Source organism: Pseudonocardia sp. Cha107L01, assembly GCF_052566575.1.
Genome location: NZ_CP199579.1, coordinates 3,252,037 through 3,269,484, shown reverse-complemented (window position 1 = coordinate 3,269,484; position 17,448 = coordinate 3,252,037). Strand labels below are relative to the sequence as shown.

Sequence of the window (17,448 nt, the reverse complement as noted above, 5' to 3'; positions counted from 1 at the left end):
CGCACCGGGGTTGCAGGGTCTGCGCGGCCGGTGCCAGCTCTGTGCGAGCGGGAAATCTACTCAAGGCCCAGGTGGTGCAGGTAGCGCCGCGCGGAGCGGGCCACCGCACCCTTCGCGTCGGCGGTGATGATGCGCTCCCACCAGGCCCCGTAGAGCGCCTCGTAGGCGTACGGCTCCACCAGGTCCAGGGCGCGGCGGACGGTGTCCGGGTGCTCGGGGATGAAGTTCGGGTAGCTGTACATGAAGGTCACCCAGCGGCGGTCGGCCACCACGTTGAAGATGTCGCCGGTGCACAGGGCGCCGCGCCCGTCGACCCCGTCCGCCCAGTGCAGCACGGTGCCGCCGGCGAAGTGCACCCCGGCGTTGAGCAGTGTCCGGCCGGGCAGCACCTCGAGGCGGTCACCGCTCCACAGCTCGACGTTGTCGCGGCGCGTCAGCCACTGCTCGTCGTCGGCGTGCACGTAGATCGGGATGTCACCGAACGCGCGGCTCCAGTCGACCATCGCGCCGTAGTAGTGCGGGTGCGACAGCGCGATCGCGGCGAGCCCGCCCAGCTGCTCGATGCGGGCGACGGTCGGCTCGTCGAGGTAGCTGACGCAGTCCCACAGGAGGTTGCCGCCGGCGCCGGGCACCAGCAGCGCGCGCTGCCCGATCGCGAAGCTGGCCTCGGTGCCGATGCCGTACAGCCCGGGTGCCTCCTCCCGGAGCACACCGGTCCTGCCCTGCTCGGTCAGCTCGGCGAGTGAGGTCCAGCGCTGGCCGCCGTAGCCGACGTACTGGCGTTCGTCCTCGCAGATCTTGCAGTGCGCCAGGTCGGCGTCGGGCGGGTACTGCACGCCGCAGGTCGCGCAGATCGGGTACGTGTTCATGCCCCGAGTGTTCCGCCGCCGCACTGATCGGTCCAAGACATGTTTGTCATGTCGACGATCGTGATTCACGATCAGTGGATGGAGCTTCGCCAACTGCGGTACGTGGTGTCGGTGGCCGAGACCGGGCACTTCACCCGGGCCGCCGAACGCTGCCACGTGGTGCAGTCCGCGCTGAGTCACCAGATCGCCAAGCTGGAGCGCGAGCTCGGCGCCCGGCTGTTCGACCGCACCCGGCGGCAGGTGCGGCTGACCGCCGCCGGTGAGGCGTTCGTCCCGGCCGCCCGGCAGGCGCTGGACGCGGCCGCCCGGGCGCGCGCGGAGGTGGCAGCGGTGACCGGCGAGGTCCGCGGCAGGCTCGCGCTCGGCGCCATCGGCACGGTCACCGCCGTCGACCTCGCCGCCCTGTTGGCCGACTTCCACGCCCGCTACCCCGACGTGCGGATCGCGCTGCGCTCCGGGGCCAGCCTCGAGCTGATCGCCGAGGTGCGGGCCGGCGGCCTGGACGCCGCGTTCCTGGGGGTCCCATCGGGGTTCCGGCCCACCGGGGTGCGGCACCGCCGGCTGGCGGTCGGCGAGCTGGTCGCGGTACTCGGCCCCGCGAACCCGCTGGCCGGGCGGCCGGTGGCAGCGCTGCGCGACCTGGCCGCCGAGGCGTTCGTCGACTTCCCGGCCGGCAGCGCGGCCCGTGCCCAGTCCGACGAGGCGTTCGCCGCGGCCGGCATCGACCGGGACGTCGCGTTCGAGGTGTCCAGCGTCGAGTTCCTGGGCCAGCTCGTGGGCACCGGGCTCGGGGTGGGCCTGGTGCCCGCCGACTTCGCCACCCAGCTGAGCGGGGTGCGGGTGCTCCCGTTGAGCGACGCCCCGGCCCGCGTCGAGCACCTGGTGTGGGGGCAGGGCCCGGCGTCCCCGGCGACGGCCGCCTTCCTCACCGTGCTGGACAGCCACCACCGCGAGACCGGAGCGCGGTAGCCGCGCGGAGCGCGGGTAGCCGACCGGAGCACGGTAGCCGACCGGAGCACGGTAGCCGACCTGCCTTTCGTTACCGAGCTGCACAGGAGGCAGGTTTTCGGCGCTCACAACCTGCCTCGTGTGCAGCTCGGTAACGGGAGTGCTCCGCGCGGAGCGCGGGTGCGCGCGGGTGCGCGCGGGGTGCACGGGGGCGCGCGGGGTGCACGGGGTGCGCACGGGGTGCGCGGGGTGCGCGGGCGGTGAGGATGCCGCCGCGAGCGCCTGCCGCACGGTGTGTGCCATGGCATCCGGGGTGCGGAGCACGTCGTCGGAGGTCATCCGGAGCACCGTCCACCCCGCCGACAGGATCAGGTTGTGGCGCTCGTTGTCGGCCTGTAGTGCCGCGCGAGACCGATGACCGGCGCCGTCGTACTCGATGCCGACGCGCTCGTCGGGATAGGCCATGTCGAGGTGGATGTCCCAACCCAGGCCCGGCACCGAGAGCGGGTACTGGGTTCGCGGCCGCGGCAGTCCGCGCAGGACGAGCGCAAGCCGACACCGCGACTCCATCATCGACTGAGCACCGGCATCGCTGAGCGTCAGCACCCCGGCGACCCGGGAGCGCCACCGAGCACGCGGGTAGCGGCGGTCGATCGCGGTGATCGACGCGACGGTGAGCCCGGTACTCCAGCGCAGCGCGTCGACGGCCGGAACCGCGTCGATGAGCGGCAGCCAGCGCGCGAGGTCATAGGCAGTGCGCGCCGGCGTGGTGAGCTGGATACCGTCGATCTCGGTGATCTCACTGTCGGCCAGGCGGTCGCGGTGCACCCGTAGTCCGGGGCGCTCGCGGAAGTTCCGGCGCGGGACGATCACTTCGGCGTCCGCGTCCGCCGGTGCACACCGGGCTCCGAGCAGCTCGGCGGCCGAGTATCCGGCCAGCGCGCCGTACTCCGCCACCAGTAGGTAGGCCGCGCGAGAACGACTGGCCAGCGTGAACGGCGCGTCGGCGGACAGATACACGTTCGGAAACACCTGGCGGTAGCGCGGGCCCGCGAGCATTGCCCGGGTGACCAGACCACTCCCTCGGGCGGCGTTGCCGCGAAACGAACCAGTGGGCCCCATACCTCGCTAGACGGAAGCAAACCGGTCGCGGTTCCCTCGCTCGCGCGATGGCCCGCCGTGCATATCCCCGTGGCGGCTGCGGCCTGTTGTTACCGAGCTGCACAGGAGGCAGGTCGGAGGCGTTCAAAACCTGCCTGGTGTGCAGCTCGGTAACACCACGCACCGCCACGCCGCCACGCACCGCCACGCCGCCACGCACCGCCACGCCGCCACGCCGCCACCGCGCCCGCCACGCACCGCCACGCCGCCACCGCGCCCGCCACGCCGCCACGCACCGCCACGCCGCCACCGCGCCGCGCGGCGCCCGCCACGACGCCCGCCACGCCACCACGCCCGCCGCGCAGCGCCGGCCCACGCCGGCCCGCGCGTCAGCGGCGGCTGAAGCCGTCCGTGCCGTTGGCGGCCAGTGCCAGGCTCGGCGTACCGCCGCCGTTGCGCGCGTTGTTGCTGATCTCGAAGTCGCACACGCCGACCTTGCCGCCGTGCTCGATCCGGCAGAGCGCGTCCACGTACTTCGCCGAGTGCAGCTTCGCGACCACCGCGTCGATCAGGTGGCACTCCAGCCGCAGCTCCTCGCCGCCCCGCAGGTACCAGGTGACCACGCCGCCGCGGTGGGTGTACCCGTCGGCCTCCAGCCAGGTGACGACGTCCACGTCCTCGGCGAAGGTGATCTCGCCGTCGCGCACCACGTAGCCGACCTTGACGAACGAGCCGTCGGCGGCGTGCCACACCGTGGAGCCGAACGACAGCTCCGGGCCGAACGAGCCGGACACCCAGCGGTGGGTCAGCAACGTCTCGGTCTTGCGCACGCCCCAGGAGTGGTCGCGGTGGAAGGTCGCCTCGATCGGCACCGTCTCGCCCTCGACGGTGGCGCTGCCCACCGCGCGGCCGGAGGACTCGTAGTGGTGCGCGGCGAACTCCTCGACCAGGCTGCCGTCGGACGGGAAGAAGCTGGTGATCGGGTAGAAGTCGTGCAGCTCCAGGTCGAGGTCGAGGCCCGGCTCGTGCACCTCGATGCGGGGCACCGCGCCGTCGACGTGCCAGTTGCTGCCGCCGGCCCGGAAGCCGCGCTCGCTCCTCGGCTCCTCCAGGGGCAGCTCGTCGTCGCTGCGGCTGTAGCGCAGCCCGTCGGCCCGGAACAGTGCGCACTGCAGCGCCGCCCTGCCGCCGTCCCGGTTCGCCTCGTGTCCCAGCCGGTGCACCCCGCCGAGGCCGGCGGCCAGGTCGTACCAGTGCACAAACACGCTTTCCTGCCAGTGCGGGTCGTCCGACCCGATCGCGTGGGTGCCCTCGTCCTTGTAGTCGTACCGCAGCGGCACAGCCGCTCCTTCCCCAGTCGGTCGAGTCGGGTCACAGCGAGATCGGGAGATCGGGACAGCTCAGGCCGGGTGGCCCTCGAGGAACACCTCGCCGGTGGAGCCGTCGACGGTGACGGTGCTGCCGTCGCGGATGGCCGTGGTGCCGGCCTTGACGTTGACCACGCAGGGGATGCCCAGCTCGCGGGCCACCACCGCGCCGTGCGAGAGGCCGCCGCCGATATCGAGTACCACGGCCCCGGCGCAGGACAGTGCGGCCGCCCAGCCGGGGTCGACGGTCTTGGCGATCAGGACGTCGCCGGGTTCGAAGTCGTCGAGCGGGTCGTCCATCACCCTGGCCACCGCGGTGATCCGGCCGGCCGAGGCGCCGGTGCCGGTCAGCAGCGTGGTCCGCTCGTCGACCACGGCGGCGGGCAGCAGGCCGCGTTCCCGCACGTGCCGCTCGGTGATCGGCGCCGCGTAGCCGGGGCCGGCCTCGACCAGCTCCGGCAGGGTCAGCCGCAGGCACCGCTCGTGCTCGGCCGCGCGCCGCTCCAGTTCCGAGGGCGACGGCGCGCCGGCACCGGCCAGGATCCCCTTGAGCTCGTCGTAGCGCAGGTAGACCGCGTCGGCCGGGGCGACCAGTGCACCGCGGGCCACCAGTGACGGCGCGGCCGACTCGAGCACCCGGCGGACCTCATCGAAGATCATCACGATCGGCACCTTGGCGTTCTCCCGCAGTGCCATCTGACTCCGGGACAGCCGCAGCGCCCGCTGCACCACTACCCGCATCGGTCCGCGCACCTTCGCGGCCAGCTCGGCCTCCGCCGTGCGGCGGACCTCGGTGGCCCGGTCGGCGGTCTCGGCGGGTCGCTGCAGCTCGCGGGCAACCATGGCCAGCAGCTGCCCCGGCTGCTGGCGCCAGGTCGGCTGGGCCAGCTCGAGCTCGGGCGCGGTGTGGAAGCCGAACCGCTCCAGGCCGGCGTCCAGCTCGCGCGCGAAGTTCGGGTCGAGCTCCCGGATCCGGGTCACCGAGGCGGCCGCGCCGAGCTCCTCGACCAGTGCCGGGTTGGCCCTGGCCAGGCTCGCCAGCCGACCGACCAGCCGGCCCGCCTCGGCACTCTCGTTGCCGCCGAGCCCGACGTGCAGCCGGTTGTTCAGGTCGGCGGCGGGCACACCGGTGGCCTTGGCGATGACCTTCTCGCACACCTCGAAGGTCGCGCTGGCGATGCCGGGGCCGATCATCAGGCTCTCCCAGGCCGCCGTCATCACCGACTCCAGCGCGAGCAGCCAGGCCAGGCAGGCGCGCTCGCTCGGCAGCTCGCCGGCCAACCCGATCGGGCGCATCGCCTTGATCTCGGCGATCTGGGCGGCGAACCGGGCCCGTGCCGTCCTTGCCGACCTGAGCATGCCGACGGTCACCGGGCCGACCGAACGCAGCGCGCCGAGCCGGCTGCCCAGCGAGGTGGCGCCGGGCCGGAAGTCCGGGTCCGGTCGCAGACCCATGTACTGCTGGTAGATCGACTGCCGTGAGCTGCCCGGTATCACCTCGCCGAGGTTCGCCAGCTGGTCGGCGTTGATGTACACGTGGCCCCACAGCGCCCACATGTAGGGCACCGGCGCGTCCGAGGGCTTCATCGCGCCCAGGGTCTCCTCGAAGAAGCGGCGCACGCCGGCGTCCTCGAAGCGCACGATCAGGTCCTGGCTCAGCGGGGTGAGCGCGCGCGGGTAACCGTCCGCCGCGTTCGCCCGGGTGAGTAGCACCGGTTCCGCCGGCCAGGTGGTCAGCCAATAATTCCAGTCGTACAGGTTCTCCGGTTCGCGCACGCGATTAAACTAACACTGCTTGATATACGTGGTCCACACCACTAGGTTCGACCACGCCCCGACGACTCAGAGGAGCGTGCCCGGTGTCCTCCACCATCGGACCTGACCCCGCGGCGATCCTGGACCACTACAGCATGTGGGACCCGGAGCACGAGAAGGTCAAGTGGGACGTGTTCGCCCACGCCCGGCAGAGCTGCCCGGTGGCGCACACCGACGCGGACGGCGGCGGGCAGTACGTCGTCACCCGGTACGAGGACGTCCGCCGGGTGCTGGAGGACCCGGCGACGTTCTCCTCGACCGGCGTCGCGCCCCGGCCCGCCCCGGTGACGCTGAACCCGCTGGACGCCGACCCGCCGTTCCAGCCGGACCTGCGCAAGATCCTCAACCCGCTGTTCTCCCGCACCTTCCTGATGAAGTTCGAGCCGCAGATGCGCAAGAGCGCCGTCGACCTCATCGACAACTGGATCGACCGCGGCACGGTCGACCTGATCAGCGAGTTCGCCGCACCGTACGTGGGCAGCGTGCTGGCCCAGATCGTGTTCGACGAGCAGGACGCGGCGAAGACGCAGCGTGGCATCGACATCGTCACCGCGGTGGCACTGGAGGGCGGCGACGAGTCGTACTTCCACCTGGCGGTACTCGCCGCCGAGTACATCGCCGAGCGCGAGGACAACCCGGTCGACCGCAACGACGTGCTCAACGCGATCACCACCGGGACCGTGCTCGGCGGGCGACCGCTCACCGAGGACGAACGGCTCGGGGTGATCACCGTGCTGTTCCTCGGCGGCCTGGACACCACCCGGGGCGCGATCGGCGCGATCGCCTACCACCTGGCCCGCCAGCCCGAGCTGGAGCAGCGGCTGCGCGACCCGAGGTGGATCCGCCAGGACATGGACGAGTTCATCCGGCTGGAGTCGCCGGTGGGCTGCCTCGGGCGCACCGCCATGAAGGACGTCGAACTGGGCGGCACCCGGATCAAGCAGGGCGAGCAGCTGCTGGTCCGCTTCGACTCGGCCAACCGGGACGACGCCAAGTTCCCCGACGCGGACCAGCTGACCTTCGGCACCCCGCGCAGCGGGCACGCCGGCTTCGGCCTCGGCATCCACCGCTGCCTCGGCGTGCACCTGGCCCGGATCCAGATCACCGTCGCGTTCGAGGAGCTGTTCAAGCGGGTCACCAACCTGCGCTTCGCCGAGGGCGGCGGCGCCGAGCAGGTGCACTGGGCACCGGGTATCGCCAACGGCCCGGAGCGCCTCGAGCTCGCCTTCGACCTGATCTGAGCGCGGCGATGACCACAACCGAACACCTGCTCCCGGCGCACGACACCATCCAGCGGATCGGCGCGGTGCCCAACTGGACCGAGAACCTGCTGTTCGTCATGTACGACAGCGGCGCGGGCCTCGCCGGCTGGGCGCACTGGAGCCGGGTGCCGGCCCGGCCGGACCTCTGGGAGGCGGTGCTCGCGCTGTACCGGCCCGGCGGTGAGCTGCTGCTGCACCGCTCGTTCGGCGCCGGCCCCGACTCCAGCGCGGCCAGCTCGGGGCCGCTGTCGTTCCGCTGTGTCGAACCGCTGCGCCGCTGGTCGGTGTGCCTGGACGGGATGATGCGGCGCACCAGCACCGCCGAGGTCACCGCCGCCCCACTGGCCGACGGCCCGTGGCAGCCGGTGCGGTTCGAGGCGGACTTCGAAGGTCTCGCCCCGGCCTGGAGCGCCCGTGGGCTTGGCGAGCAGGAGTGGGCCGACGGCCACCTGGAACAGCCCGGGCGGATCACCGGCTCAGCCGAGCTGGACGGGCGGCGGGTCACCTTCGCGACGGCGGGGTTCCGGGACCACTCCTACGGCCCCCGGGACTACGCCAAGATCCTCGGTGACGTCTGGGTCAGCGGCGTGTTCCCGAGCGGGCGCACCGTGCTGGCCATCGTGGTGTGGACGCGGGGCACCGAGGTGCCGCCGTACGTGGTCGGTTTCGTGGACGACGAGAACGGCCGGCGGCAGGTGACCGACCTGCGCGCGCCCCGGCTCGCCGGCGTGGACGGCGCGCCCACCGAGTTCACCGCGGAGCTCGTCACGGCGGCCGGCACCGCGCGCATCGAGGTCGCGATGAAGCACCGCACCAACTACACCCTGGACAACCCGGTCGGCATGACGCTGGGCACCCGGACCGGCGCGGACGACCTGATCGCCGTCGAGGGGCCGGCGCGGTTGCGCTGGGACGGCGAGGAGACCGACGGTTGGATCGAACGTTTCTGGCGGCGCAACGAGCTCACCGGCCAGCGGAACCCCTGGCGGCGCCCCGGTGCCCTCAGTAGCCGACGGTGAACCGCCGCCGGTGGTGCTTGGGGTTCTCCACCTCGTCGAGAAGCGCTACGGCCAGGTCGGCGGCGGAGATCCGGGACGCCCCGTCCTCGTCGACGATCAGCGTGTCGTCGCCGCCCCGGTACTCCCCGGTGCGCGGCCCGTCCACCTCGATCGAGGCCGGCGGCGAGAGCATCGCCCAGGACAACTCGGCCGGCGCGCGCTCGAGCAGCTCGTGCAGCGCGGCCCGGAAACCCAGCGACTCGGGCTTGGCCGCCTCGGGGAAGCCCGGCGTGTCCACCAGGTCGACGCCGTCGGCGGTGCGCAGGCTGCCGGCCCCACCCAGGGTGAGCAGTCGTACCCCGGCATCGGCCGCGACAGCCGCGACACCGCGCAACAGCTCGACCGGGGTGCGCCCGCGCTGCGCCGGGTCCCGCAGGGCCACCGAGCAGACCACCACGTCGGCGCCGGCCACCGCGTCGGCGAGGAAGGCCGCGTCGAACACGTCTCCGGTGCGGTGCCGCAGCCGCGCGGACTCGGCGGCCAAGCGGGACGGGTCCCGGACCACGGCGGTCACCCGATGACCCCGGTCCAGCAGCTCGGCCAGAATGGGTGCGCCGACCTTGCCGGTGGCGCCGAGCAGCACGACGTTCATCCCAGGTTCCCCTCGGGCGTTGTGGACGGTGCCTGCCGCGTCCCGGGTGGGGAGAGCGCGGCGGTGTGCGCGGTCAGGCCGCCGTCCACGTCGATCACCTGGCCGGTGATGAACGCGGCGTCGTCGGAGGCCAGGAACACGACGGCGTTGGCGATGTCGGCGGGGGTGCCCAGCGACGGCGTGAGGTGGGCGTCCAGGAGCGCGGCGAGCTGGGCGGGGGGCACCGCGCCGATCGCTTCGGTGGCCACGATGCCGGGCGCGATCGCGTTGCACCGCACACCGGCCTTGCCGTAGCCGGTGGCCACCGCCCGCATCAGCGCGTCCAGACCGCCCTTCGACATCGAGTACGCGGTGCGGTGCGCGCTGCCGGTGCTGCCCTTGACCGACGAGGTGAGCACGATCGAGCCGCCGCCGGCCGCCAGCATGCCGGGTACCACGTGCTTGCAGGCGAGCATGGCGCCGCGCAGGTTCACCGCGATGATCCGGTCGAACACCTCCACCGACAGGTCCACCACGCCGAGGTCGGCGGCGTAGTAGGCGTGTGCGGTGAGCGCCGCGTTGCTGTGCAGGACGGTGATCGGCCCCAGCTCCTCGGCCACCGTGGCGACCGCCCGGCGCCACTGCGCCTCGCTGGCCACGTCCAGGCGCAGCGCCAACGCCCGGTGACCCGACTCCGCGACGGCCTTGGCGACGGCGGCCGCGGCAGCCTCGTCGACGTCGGTGACCGCCACCGCCGCGCCGGCAGCGGCCAGTGCGGCCGCGCTCGCCGCCCCGATCCCCGAGCCCGCGCCGGTGACCAGCGCGACCCGCCCAGCCAGCTTGGCAGCCATTCGACCTCCGTACCGTGACGCCGAAAAACTAACGTCGTTGGAATCGCCGGTCAAGACCGAACAGCGCCCCAGCGGCTACCCGGGCCGACCGACCAGCAGCTCGCCGCGCAGCTGGTCGGGCGAGGCGCCCAGTGCCTGGCGCAGGTAGCCGTCCATCGAGCCGTAGCGCAGCGCCGCCTCGTCGGTGCCGGCGCGCAGGTACTCCGGGCGGACCTCCAGCAGCGGCCGCGCCTGGGCCGCCTTGGCCGCCGGCAGCGCGGCGAGCAGGGGTGCGTACTTCGGCAGCACGTAGGTGTTGCTCCGCAGGTAGTCGTCGAGCACGGCCTGCTCGGGCACCCCGAGCGCGGTCAGGATGCTCGCCGAGGCCCACCCGGTGCGGTCCTTGCCGGCGGTGCAGTGGAACACCAGCGGCCGGTCACCCGGATCGGCCACCGCCGCGACCAGGCCGCGGTAGGCGGACCGCGCACCCGGCGAGTCGACCATGACGCGCTCGACGGCCCGCATCGTGTCGGTCGCCGCGGCCGCGGCGCTCAGCTGGCCCGCGATGTCGGTCGACACCCCGGAACCGGCGAGCACGTCCTCCACCTGTCCCCTCGCCCCGGCCGGCACCCGGTCCGGGCCGGCCGAGCGCTCGGCCGCGGTGCGCAGGTCGACCACCGTCCGGATCCCCAGCCGGGTCACCTTCGCCAGGTCGGCATCGGTGAGCTTGTCGAGCTGGTCGGACCGGTAGAGCACACCCATCCGGACCCACCGGCCGTCCTGGGTGCGGTAGCCGCCCAGATCGCGGAAGTTGGGTGCGCCGGCCAGGTGCAGCGACCGGTCCGCGAGCACCAGGGACTGCCCGGTGGCCGGCACCAGCTCGAACCACCAGCGGTCGGCGGCCGGCAGCCCGGTGACCTGGCGGGTCTCCGACCCCGCGCCGACGGCCAGCTGGCGGGTGCGCCCGACCCGCGCCGGGTCGGTGCCGGCGTAGACGGTGACCTGGCCGGCTCCGGGCGCCTGCCAACTGATCGTGAAAGCACCGGGGCCGGCCTCGGTCACGGCCGCGGCCAGGAACGGGATGGACGGCCCCTCGGGCGCGGCCCCGGCGCCGCAGCCCAGCAGCGACAGCGCGGCGAGCAGGCCCACCAGCAGCGCGGCGGTGGTCCGCTTCGCCGCCGCCACCTGAGCCGGGGACGGCGACGAACGCGGGGGGCGGACAGACTGGGGCAAATCGTTAATCGTGCAGGATGACGCCGCGAATGTTCTTGCCCTCCAACATGTCCTGGTAGCCCAGGTTGACGTCCTCGAGCTTGTACGTGTTGGTGATCAGTTCGTCGAGCTTGAGCAGCCCGTTGCGGTACAGGCTGAGCAGCTTGGGGATGTCCGCGCGCGGGTTGGCGCCACCGAACACGTTGCCCCGCAGCTCCTTCTGGAACAGGGTGAACTCCTGCAGCGGCAGCTCCACGTCGACGGTGGTCCACGGCGCCACCGAGGTCACCACGGCGCGGCCGCCCTTGGAGATCAGCGCGTTCATCTCGGCGATGTGCGAGCCCTGCGCGACGCCGACGGTCAGGATCGCCGCATCGGCCATCACGCCCCGGGTGAGCTCGGTGAGCAGTGCCTGCGCCCTGGCCATGCTGTGCACGCTGTGGGTGGCGCCGAACTGCTCGGCGTACTCCCGCTTGGCCGCTACCGGGTCGACGGCCACGATGGTCTCGGCGCCGGCCAGCTTCGCGCCCTGGATGGCGCTCGCGCCGAGGCCGCCGATGCCGATCACGACAACTGTCTCACCGGGCTGCACCTTGGCGATGTGCACCGCCGAGCCCCAGCCGGTGGTGACGCCGCAGCCGACCAGCGCGGCCTTGTCCAGCGGGATGTCGTCGTCGATCTTGATCACCGAGCTCTCGTGCACCACGCAGTGCTCGGCGAAGGTCCCCAACAGCGACATGGTGCCGAGGTCCCTGCCGCGCGCGTGCGCCCGGTAGCCGCCGTCGGTGATCATGAAGCCCTGCATCAGGAACTGGCCGTAGTCGCACAGGTTCTGCCGCCCGATCGCGCACCAGCGGCAACGCCCGCAGGCCGGCATGAACGACATCACCACGTGGTCGCCCGGCGCCAGGTGCTTGATCCCGGGGCCGACCTCCTCGATGACGCCGGCGCCCTCGTGGCCGCCGATCACCGGGGTGGCGATCTGCATGTCGCCGGTGCGGGCGTGGTCGTCGGAGTGACACAGCCCGGTGGCCGCGAGCTTGATCAGGACCTCGTTCTCCTTGGGCGCGTCGAGCTCGATCTCCTCGACACTCCAGGGCTGGCCCTGCTCCCAGAGAATGGCGGCCTTCGTCTTCATCTGTTCCCTTACCGGTCAATGGAGAGAGGGCCCGCTCAGCCGGCCAGCGTTATCGCACTCTCCGGGCAGCTGAGGATGGCCTCTTCGACGTCCGGCAGGTCCGCGCCGGCGACCGTGTCGACCTGGACCAGGCCGAGGCCGTCGTCATCGACGTCGAAGAGATGGGGCGCGATCAGGGCGCACCGGCCGTGGCCCTGGCACTTGTCACCATTGATCGTCACGTGTGTCACGCCGCTGTCACCGTCCTTCCGCCGAACGTGCACCCGGGTTACCGAGTGTTGCCACCGCCGCTCGTCCGGGGCGTTGCGGCGGTGACCGGCGCGACGCTAACCTAACGACATTTGGTGACCCGGTCAAGGACGTCGGGGCGAGCGCGGCGAAAGGACGACAACGTGGCTGTCTTCAGCTCCCAGCAGGAAGCCGAGGAGGTCTTCGGCGCGTTCATGGAGTACGTCACCTCGGACCCGGACCTGCGACCCAAGTTCGTCGCCGCGGCCACCTCGTTCCGCGCCAACTACACCGACCCGGACTGTTTCGTCAGCCTGGTGACCACCGTCGACCCGCCGGTCGTCAAGCGCGGCGACGCTGCCAGGGCGGAGGACGTCGAGGTGGACATGTTCATGTCCTGCGAGAACGGCCACAAGTTCTGGCTGGGCGAGCTGAACATCCCGATGTCGCTGGCCCGCAAGAAGGTCCGGGTGGACGGCCAGATCGGTAAGCTGCTCAAGCTGCTGCCGGCCCTGCAGCCGGCGTTCGCGATGTACCGCACGTTCCTGAAGGAACAGGGCCTGGAGCGCCTCCTCGACGAATGACCCGACCCGACCGGACCGAGGGGGCACCGGAGTACCCGGTGCCCCCCGTTTCGGCATGGCGTTTCGTAACCCAATGGTGTTTGATATCTGGGCGGGCGACGAGCGGAGGAATGCATGGGATTCGGCGCGCACGACTGGGTTGCCCACCACGCAGACCACCGTCCGGACGCCATGGCGTTCGGCTGCGCCGAGGACGGCCGGACGGTCAGCTGGGGTCAGCTGGACGACCGGGTGGGCCGCCTCGCCACGGTGCTGACCGGGCTCGGTGTCCGCAAGGGCGACCGGGTCGCGCTGGTCACCGAGAACGACCCCCGGGTCTTCGAGGTCCAGTTCGCCGCGATGCGCCTCGGCGCCCTGTTCGTGCCGCTGAACTGGCGGCTGACCGTGCACGAGATGGCCGAGATCTGTCTGGACGCCGAGCCGTTGGTACTGGTGCACGACAGCACCTGGGCCGAGGCGGCGATTGCCATCGCGGACAAGACGGGCATCAGCAAGCGGCTGGCCTGGGGCGCACCCGCGTCGGACAGTGCCGCCGGGGTGCCCGACTACGAGGCGAGCCTGGCGGCGGCGCGCTACTCCGGCCCCGCCGACATCGCCACCCTGGACGACCCCACCCACATCATGTACACGTCCGGCACCACCGGCCGGCCGAAGGGTGCGCTGACCACCGCCGGCACCCTGGTCTGGCAGTCGCTGAACAACGCGCACACCACCGGCTACTCCCAGCCGGGCTGCCACCAGCTCAACCCGATGCCGCTGTTCCACGCCGGCGGGCTGCACGTGATGGCCAACCCGATCCTGTACTTCGGCGGCGCGGTCACCACCATGACCCGGTTCGTGCCCGACCTGGTGCTCACCAAGCTCGCCGGCTCCACCCCGCCGATCACCCACTTCGCGGCGATCCCGCTGATGTACCGGGCGATCGCCGCGCAGCCCGGCTTCGCCGACGCCGACCTGTCGCACGCCCGGCACTTCATCGTGGCCGGCGCGATCGGCACCCCTGAGCTGCACCAGCTGTGGGCCGACCGGGGCATCGCGCTGCAGCCGCAGTACGGCGGCACCGAGATGGGGCCGATGGCCACCGCGATGGACGACGAGTTCGGCTCGCTGGAGAAGTCCAAGGCGGGTTCGACCGGGCGCCGGGCGTTCCACACCGACATCCGGCTCGTCGACCCACAGGGCCTGGACGTGCCGGACGGTGAGACCGGCGAGATCTGGCTGCGCGGGCCCAGCGTCACGGTCGGGTACTGGCGCAAGAACCGGGACGACTTCTTCACCGGCGACTGGTTCCGCACCGGCGACGCCGCGCGCCGCGACTCCGACGGCTTCTACTACCTCGCCGGGCGGACCAAGGAGATGTACAAGTCCGGCGGCGAGAACGTCTACCCGGCGGAGGTCGAGAACGTGCTCTCGGTGCACCCCTCGGTGGCCGACGTGGCGGTGATCGGCGCACCGGACGAGAAGTGGGGCGAGGTCGGTGTGGCCGTGGTGGTGCCCATCGGCGGCATCAGCCTGGACCTGGACGAGCTGCTCGAGTTCGCCGGGGACAGACTGGCCCGGTTCAAGCTGCCGAAGAAGCTGGTGCTGGTCGACGAGCTGCCGCGCAACGTCACCGGCAAGGTGTCCCGCGACGCGCTCAGGGAACGGTACGGAAACCCATGATCCGAGAGACGGTCGACGACGACGGCATCGCCGAGCTGGTGATCGACAACCCGCCGGTCAACGCGTACAACCTGGCCGACATCGACACCCTGATCGCGCACCTGCGTGGCTACGCCGACGACGGGCGGGTGCGCGCGGTGGTGCTGCGCGGCGAGGGCAGGGGGTTCTGCGGCGGCGGCGACGTCAAGGAGGTGCAGAGCCTGCCCGGCTTCGAGGGCATCCTCGGCCAGATCCGCGGCTCGCTGAACCTGACGCTGGCCATCGCGGACTGCCCGGTGCCGGTCATCGGCGCGATCCACGGCTACTGCATCGGGCTGGGTGTGCTGGTGGCCGGCGTCTGCGACATCCTGCTCGCCGCGCCGGACGTCCCGTTCGTGCTCGCCGAGGCGGACAACGGCGCGACCACCGGGATCATCCAGGCGATCGGCCTGATGCCGGAGAAACGGCTGCGGGCCGCGCTGTTCACCTGCGAGCCGGTCGACTCCGCCGAGCTGCTCGCCTTCGGCAGCGTGCTGAAGCTGGTGCCGCCGGGCGAGCTGCCGGCCGCCGCCCACGCGGTGGCCCGCACCATCGCGGGCAAGCGCACCAACGTCATCCGGGGCCTCAAGGCGGCGCTGGCCGGCAGTATCGGCCGCGACATCCGCACCGCATACCGCCAGGAGCTCAGCTACACCTTCGAGCTGAACATCTCCGGCGAGGCGCGCGAGGCCCGGGGCGACTTCGTGGACGGCCGCCGCGCCGGCTACACCTGAGCTCGGCCCGCACAGACCTGGTGCCGCTCGCACAGAGGCTGCACGGTCTGTGCAAGCGGCCCGCGGTCTGTGCGGGCCGGACTCTACGGCTCCTGGCGCCTCGCCAGGCCGCCGTCGAACGCGTTGGTGACCTTCTCGGGCACGAACCTGAGCACCACCCGACCCGGCGAGTCGGCGGCCGCCACGTGCGCGGCCTGGGCCTGCTCGTCGTCCGGGTCGTAGCGCCGGGCGATCTCGCGCAGCGTCCGCAGGATCGTCTCGCGGTCCTCGACGACCTCGGTGTGGCCCTTGAACGACATGGTCTTGGACCGACCGGTGGCGGCGACGACCACCGCGCTGCGCGGGTCCCGGCGGACCGCTCTGACCCGGGCCCTGGCTGCCTCGGACACCATCCAGAAGACGCCGTCGGTGTAGACGAACGCCTGGGTGATGCCGACCGGGTGGCCGTCGGCGTTGGTCCAGCAGAAGGTGCACTCGAGCTCGCCGGCCAGCAGCAGTTCCTGGCGCCGAGGGCTGAGCGCGAACCCGCTGGCGTCCTCCAGCGAATCGATCCTGGTCACCATGGCCGGGTGTCTCCGTTTCGGGTCGGGTCGGGTCAGACGTCGGCGAGCGTGTCGGTGCGGAACACCGCCCGCTCCACCCGCTTCGCGGCCAGCTCGCCGGAGACGGCGCAGGCGTTGGTGCTGGACGCGGACAGGTAGTCCCCGGCCAGCTGTACCCGCTCGGTCGGGTCCAGCCGCGCGCTGAACCTGGCGACGTGGGAGTACCAACCCGGGTAGCTGCGCACCACGGCCGGGTCCCAGCGGGCCAGGTGCGCGAAGGCCAGGTTGTCCTCGAGGTCGGGCACGATCTTGGCGACGGACGGCAGCATCTCGGCGATCAGCTCGTCGTCGCTCCGGTCCCGCCCGGCCACGCTCCACTCGTGCAGCCAGTAGCTGGACAGCAACCCGGCACCGGGCGGCACGCTGTCCGGGCTGGAGTTGTGCACGAAGGTCACCGCGCAGAGATTCTCGTCCACCGAGCGCGGCACCGGCACGATCAGCGCCTCCTCGTCGGGGCGGCGGCGCAGTGCGAAGTGGCCGGTGTAGGTGACGCAGTAGTGCAGGTGCTCGGCCAGGATCTCCCGGCGGACGCTGTCCAGCTGCGGGTACAACTGGGGCACCAGCGCGCCGGACACCGCGAGCACCGCGGCCGCCGCCTCCTCGACGTGCTCACCGTCCGGGCCGGTCCAACTGACCGCGACGCCGTCCGGGGTCTCCTTCACCTCGGTCACCCGGGCAGCCGTGCGGACGTCCAGGTGGCTCGCCAGCTCGCGGACCAGGAAGTCGATGCCGCCCGGGTAGCGCATCAGGCCGGAGCCGATGAAGTTCACCGCCGCGAAGAAGAAGTCGACGATCGAGACGGTGTCGGCGTTGCTGGTGTACAGGGCCCGCAACATCGGCTCAACCAGGTAGTCCCGGAGCTCCGGGTCGAGGCGGCGGGCGCAGTACTCGCCGACCGTCTCGGTATCGAAGCGGGCCGCCGCGCCGAGGTTGGCGTAGCTCAGCGAGCTCCTCATCCGCAGCGCGTCGACCGCCAGCCGGCCCAGCCGCAGCTTGGCCCTCGGTGAGAGCAGCCCGGTGCTGATGCCGTCCAGCAGCAGACCCGTGCCGCTGGCCCGCAGCCGGTGCAGCTGCCCGTCCCTGGGCACCGCCACGACGGCCTCGTCGGGGGTGACCTTCTCGCCGAGCCCGGTGACGTCGATCAGCGAGCGCAGCGCGGCGGACGAGGACGGCAGGATGCCGGCGGCCAGATTCACGGTGTAGCCGTCCCGGCGCAGGCTGCTCATCTTGCCGCCGGCGGCCGGCCCGGCCTCCAGCACGGTGACCGCGAAGCCGCGCTGGCGCAGCCGGAACGCCGCGGTCAGCCCGGTGATGCCGCCGCCGACCACCACCGCCCGCTCGGTGGCGGTCGGGAAGATCGGTGCGTTCATCGACACCCTTCGGCAACGCTGGTTCGCGGTGGTTCCCAGCCGATGCTATCGCCGGGTGGTTCACCGTCCAGAGCCCGCA

At 72.2% G+C, this 17,448-nt stretch carries 17 protein-coding genes and 1 pseudogene; 7 read left to right on the top strand and 11 right to left on the bottom strand.

What is annotated here, in order from left to right; translation table 11 throughout:
- Positions 1-56 precede the first annotated feature (56 nt).
- Positions 57-869: an MBL fold metallo-hydrolase gene (locus ACTXG6_RS15450; protein WP_445190017.1), complete on the bottom strand. Its 813-nt coding sequence runs from the start codon at positions 867-869 to the stop codon at positions 57-59.
- Between the two features lie 78 nt (positions 870-947).
- On the opposite strand from ACTXG6_RS15450, the gene ACTXG6_RS15445 reads away from it, so the two are divergent.
- On the top strand, positions 948-1,838 hold the full coding sequence (locus tag ACTXG6_RS15445) for a LysR family transcriptional regulator (RefSeq protein ID WP_445190016.1): 891 nt from the start codon (positions 948-950) through the stop codon (positions 1,836-1,838).
- A 315-nt stretch (positions 1,839-2,153) separates the two neighbouring features.
- On the opposite strand, the pseudogene ACTXG6_RS15440 reads toward ACTXG6_RS15445, so the two are convergent.
- A pseudogene (locus tag ACTXG6_RS15440) lies at positions 2,154-2,282 on the bottom strand (DUF559 domain-containing protein); the annotation flags it as partial.
- On the opposite strand from ACTXG6_RS15440, the gene ACTXG6_RS15435 reads away from it, so the two are divergent.
- Entirely contained in the window at positions 2,232-2,651 is a 420-nt protein-coding gene (locus tag ACTXG6_RS15435; protein ID WP_445190354.1) for a hypothetical protein, read from the top strand. The pseudogene ACTXG6_RS15440 and the gene ACTXG6_RS15435 sit on opposite strands and share 51 nt — an antisense overlap.
- 656 nt (positions 2,652-3,307) lie before the next feature.
- Here ACTXG6_RS15435 and ACTXG6_RS15430 read toward each other — a convergent pair.
- Positions 3,308-4,258, bottom strand: a complete 951-nt coding sequence (locus ACTXG6_RS15430) for a DUF7064 domain-containing protein (RefSeq protein ID WP_445188491.1) — start codon at positions 4,256-4,258, stop codon at positions 3,308-3,310.
- 60 nt (positions 4,259-4,318) lie between these two features.
- Positions 4,319-6,061 carry a PEP-utilizing enzyme gene (locus tag ACTXG6_RS15425; RefSeq protein WP_445188490.1) on the bottom strand — a complete coding sequence of 581 codons (1,743 nt, stop codon included), beginning with the start codon at positions 6,059-6,061 and terminating at the stop codon, positions 4,319-4,321.
- A gap of 83 nt (positions 6,062-6,144) precedes the next feature.
- On the opposite strand from ACTXG6_RS15425, the gene ACTXG6_RS15420 reads away from it, so the two are divergent.
- Positions 6,145-7,341, top strand: a complete 1,197-nt coding sequence (locus tag ACTXG6_RS15420; RefSeq protein WP_445188489.1) for a cytochrome P450 — start codon at positions 6,145-6,147, stop codon at positions 7,339-7,341.
- Between the two features lie 8 nt (positions 7,342-7,349).
- The gene (locus tag ACTXG6_RS15415; protein WP_445188488.1) at positions 7,350-8,381 is read left to right on the top strand and encodes a DUF7065 domain-containing protein; all 1,032 of its coding nucleotides are present in this window, start codon (positions 7,350-7,352) and stop codon (positions 8,379-8,381) included.
- Here the strand turns inward: ACTXG6_RS15415 and ACTXG6_RS15410 are convergent.
- The 5 genes from ACTXG6_RS15410 to ACTXG6_RS15390 all read right to left on the bottom strand — a co-directional run bounded on the left by ACTXG6_RS15410 (position 8,365) and on the right by ACTXG6_RS15390 (position 12,401).
- Positions 8,365-9,012 carry an NAD(P)-dependent oxidoreductase gene (locus tag ACTXG6_RS15410; protein ID WP_445188487.1) on the bottom strand — a complete coding sequence of 216 codons (648 nt, stop codon included), beginning with the start codon at positions 9,010-9,012 and terminating at the stop codon, positions 8,365-8,367. The genes ACTXG6_RS15415 and ACTXG6_RS15410 overlap by 17 nt on opposite strands.
- Complete coding sequence (locus ACTXG6_RS15405; protein ID WP_445188486.1) at positions 9,009-9,842, bottom strand: SDR family NAD(P)-dependent oxidoreductase; 834 nt, start codon at positions 9,840-9,842, stop codon at positions 9,009-9,011. The genes ACTXG6_RS15410 and ACTXG6_RS15405 overlap by 4 nt, the downstream gene beginning before the upstream one ends.
- A gap of 75 nt (positions 9,843-9,917) precedes the next feature.
- Positions 9,918-11,006, bottom strand: coding sequence for a tyrosine-protein phosphatase (locus ACTXG6_RS15400; RefSeq protein ID WP_445188485.1), 1,089 nt, complete (start codon positions 11,004-11,006; stop codon positions 9,918-9,920).
- A 52-nt stretch (positions 11,007-11,058) separates the two neighbouring features.
- Positions 11,059-12,171, bottom strand: a complete 1,113-nt coding sequence (locus tag ACTXG6_RS15395) for an NDMA-dependent alcohol dehydrogenase (RefSeq protein ID WP_445188484.1) — start codon at positions 12,169-12,171, stop codon at positions 11,059-11,061.
- A gap of 35 nt (positions 12,172-12,206) precedes the next feature.
- Complete coding sequence (locus tag ACTXG6_RS15390) at positions 12,207-12,401, bottom strand: ferredoxin (RefSeq protein ID WP_445188483.1); 195 nt, start codon at positions 12,399-12,401, stop codon at positions 12,207-12,209.
- A gap of 162 nt (positions 12,402-12,563) precedes the next feature.
- Between ACTXG6_RS15390 and ACTXG6_RS15385 the strand changes: the two genes are divergently transcribed.
- The 3 genes from ACTXG6_RS15385 (at position 12,564) to ACTXG6_RS15375 (ending at position 15,397) form a co-directional block, all read left to right on the top strand.
- Positions 12,564-12,983: a hypothetical protein gene (locus ACTXG6_RS15385; protein WP_445188482.1), complete on the top strand. Its 420-nt coding sequence runs from the start codon at positions 12,564-12,566 to the stop codon at positions 12,981-12,983.
- A gap of 114 nt (positions 12,984-13,097) precedes the next feature.
- The gene (locus tag ACTXG6_RS15380; protein ID WP_445188481.1) at positions 13,098-14,645 is read left to right on the top strand and encodes an AMP-binding protein; all 1,548 of its coding nucleotides are present in this window, start codon (positions 13,098-13,100) and stop codon (positions 14,643-14,645) included.
- Positions 14,642-15,397 carry an enoyl-CoA hydratase-related protein gene (locus tag ACTXG6_RS15375; RefSeq protein ID WP_445188480.1) on the top strand — a complete coding sequence of 252 codons (756 nt, stop codon included), beginning with the start codon at positions 14,642-14,644 and terminating at the stop codon, positions 15,395-15,397. The genes ACTXG6_RS15380 and ACTXG6_RS15375 overlap by 4 nt, the downstream gene beginning before the upstream one ends.
- Positions 15,398-15,480: 83 nt before the next feature.
- Here ACTXG6_RS15375 and ACTXG6_RS15370 read toward each other — a convergent pair whose 3' ends face one another.
- On the bottom strand, positions 15,481-15,960 hold the full coding sequence (locus ACTXG6_RS15370) for a pyridoxamine 5'-phosphate oxidase family protein (RefSeq protein WP_445188479.1): 480 nt from the start codon (positions 15,958-15,960) through the stop codon (positions 15,481-15,483).
- A gap of 32 nt (positions 15,961-15,992) precedes the next feature.
- Positions 15,993-17,369 carry a protoporphyrinogen/coproporphyrinogen oxidase gene (locus ACTXG6_RS15365; RefSeq protein WP_445188478.1) on the bottom strand — a complete coding sequence of 459 codons (1,377 nt, stop codon included), beginning with the start codon at positions 17,367-17,369 and terminating at the stop codon, positions 15,993-15,995.
- Positions 17,370-17,448: the final 79 nt, after the last annotated feature.

What these genes read in the sequence shown, in the direction of transcription:
- ACTXG6_RS15380 (WP_445188481.1), top strand. Translation starts at nt 13,098, where the DNA reads ATGGGATTCGGCGCGCACGACTGGGTTGCCCACCACGCAGACCACCGT.
- ACTXG6_RS15445 (WP_445190016.1), top strand. Translation starts at nt 948, where the DNA reads ATGGAGCTTCGCCAACTGCGGTACGTGGTGTCGGTGGCCGAGACCGGG.
- ACTXG6_RS15365 (WP_445188478.1), bottom strand. Translation starts at nt 17,369, where the DNA reads ATGAACGCACCGATCTTCCCGACCGCCACCGAGCGGGCGGTGGTGGTC.
- ACTXG6_RS15415 (WP_445188488.1), top strand. Translation starts at nt 7,350, where the DNA reads ATGACCACAACCGAACACCTGCTCCCGGCGCACGACACCATCCAGCGG.
- ACTXG6_RS15405 (WP_445188486.1), bottom strand. Translation starts at nt 9,842, where the DNA reads ATGGCTGCCAAGCTGGCTGGGCGGGTCGCGCTGGTCACCGGCGCGGGC.
- ACTXG6_RS15395 (WP_445188484.1), bottom strand. Translation starts at nt 12,171, where the DNA reads ATGAAGACGAAGGCCGCCATTCTCTGGGAGCAGGGCCAGCCCTGGAGT.
- ACTXG6_RS15375 (WP_445188480.1), top strand. Translation starts at nt 14,642, where the DNA reads ATGATCCGAGAGACGGTCGACGACGACGGCATCGCCGAGCTGGTGATC.
- ACTXG6_RS15370 (WP_445188479.1), bottom strand. Translation starts at nt 15,960, where the DNA reads ATGGTGACCAGGATCGATTCGCTGGAGGACGCCAGCGGGTTCGCGCTC.
- ACTXG6_RS15450 (WP_445190017.1), bottom strand. Translation starts at nt 869, where the DNA reads ATGAACACGTACCCGATCTGCGCGACCTGCGGCGTGCAGTACCCGCCC.
- ACTXG6_RS15410 (WP_445188487.1), bottom strand. Translation starts at nt 9,012, where the DNA reads ATGAACGTCGTGCTGCTCGGCGCCACCGGCAAGGTCGGCGCACCCATT.
- ACTXG6_RS15435 (WP_445190354.1), top strand. Translation starts at nt 2,232, where the DNA reads ATGACCGGCGCCGTCGTACTCGATGCCGACGCGCTCGTCGGGATAGGC.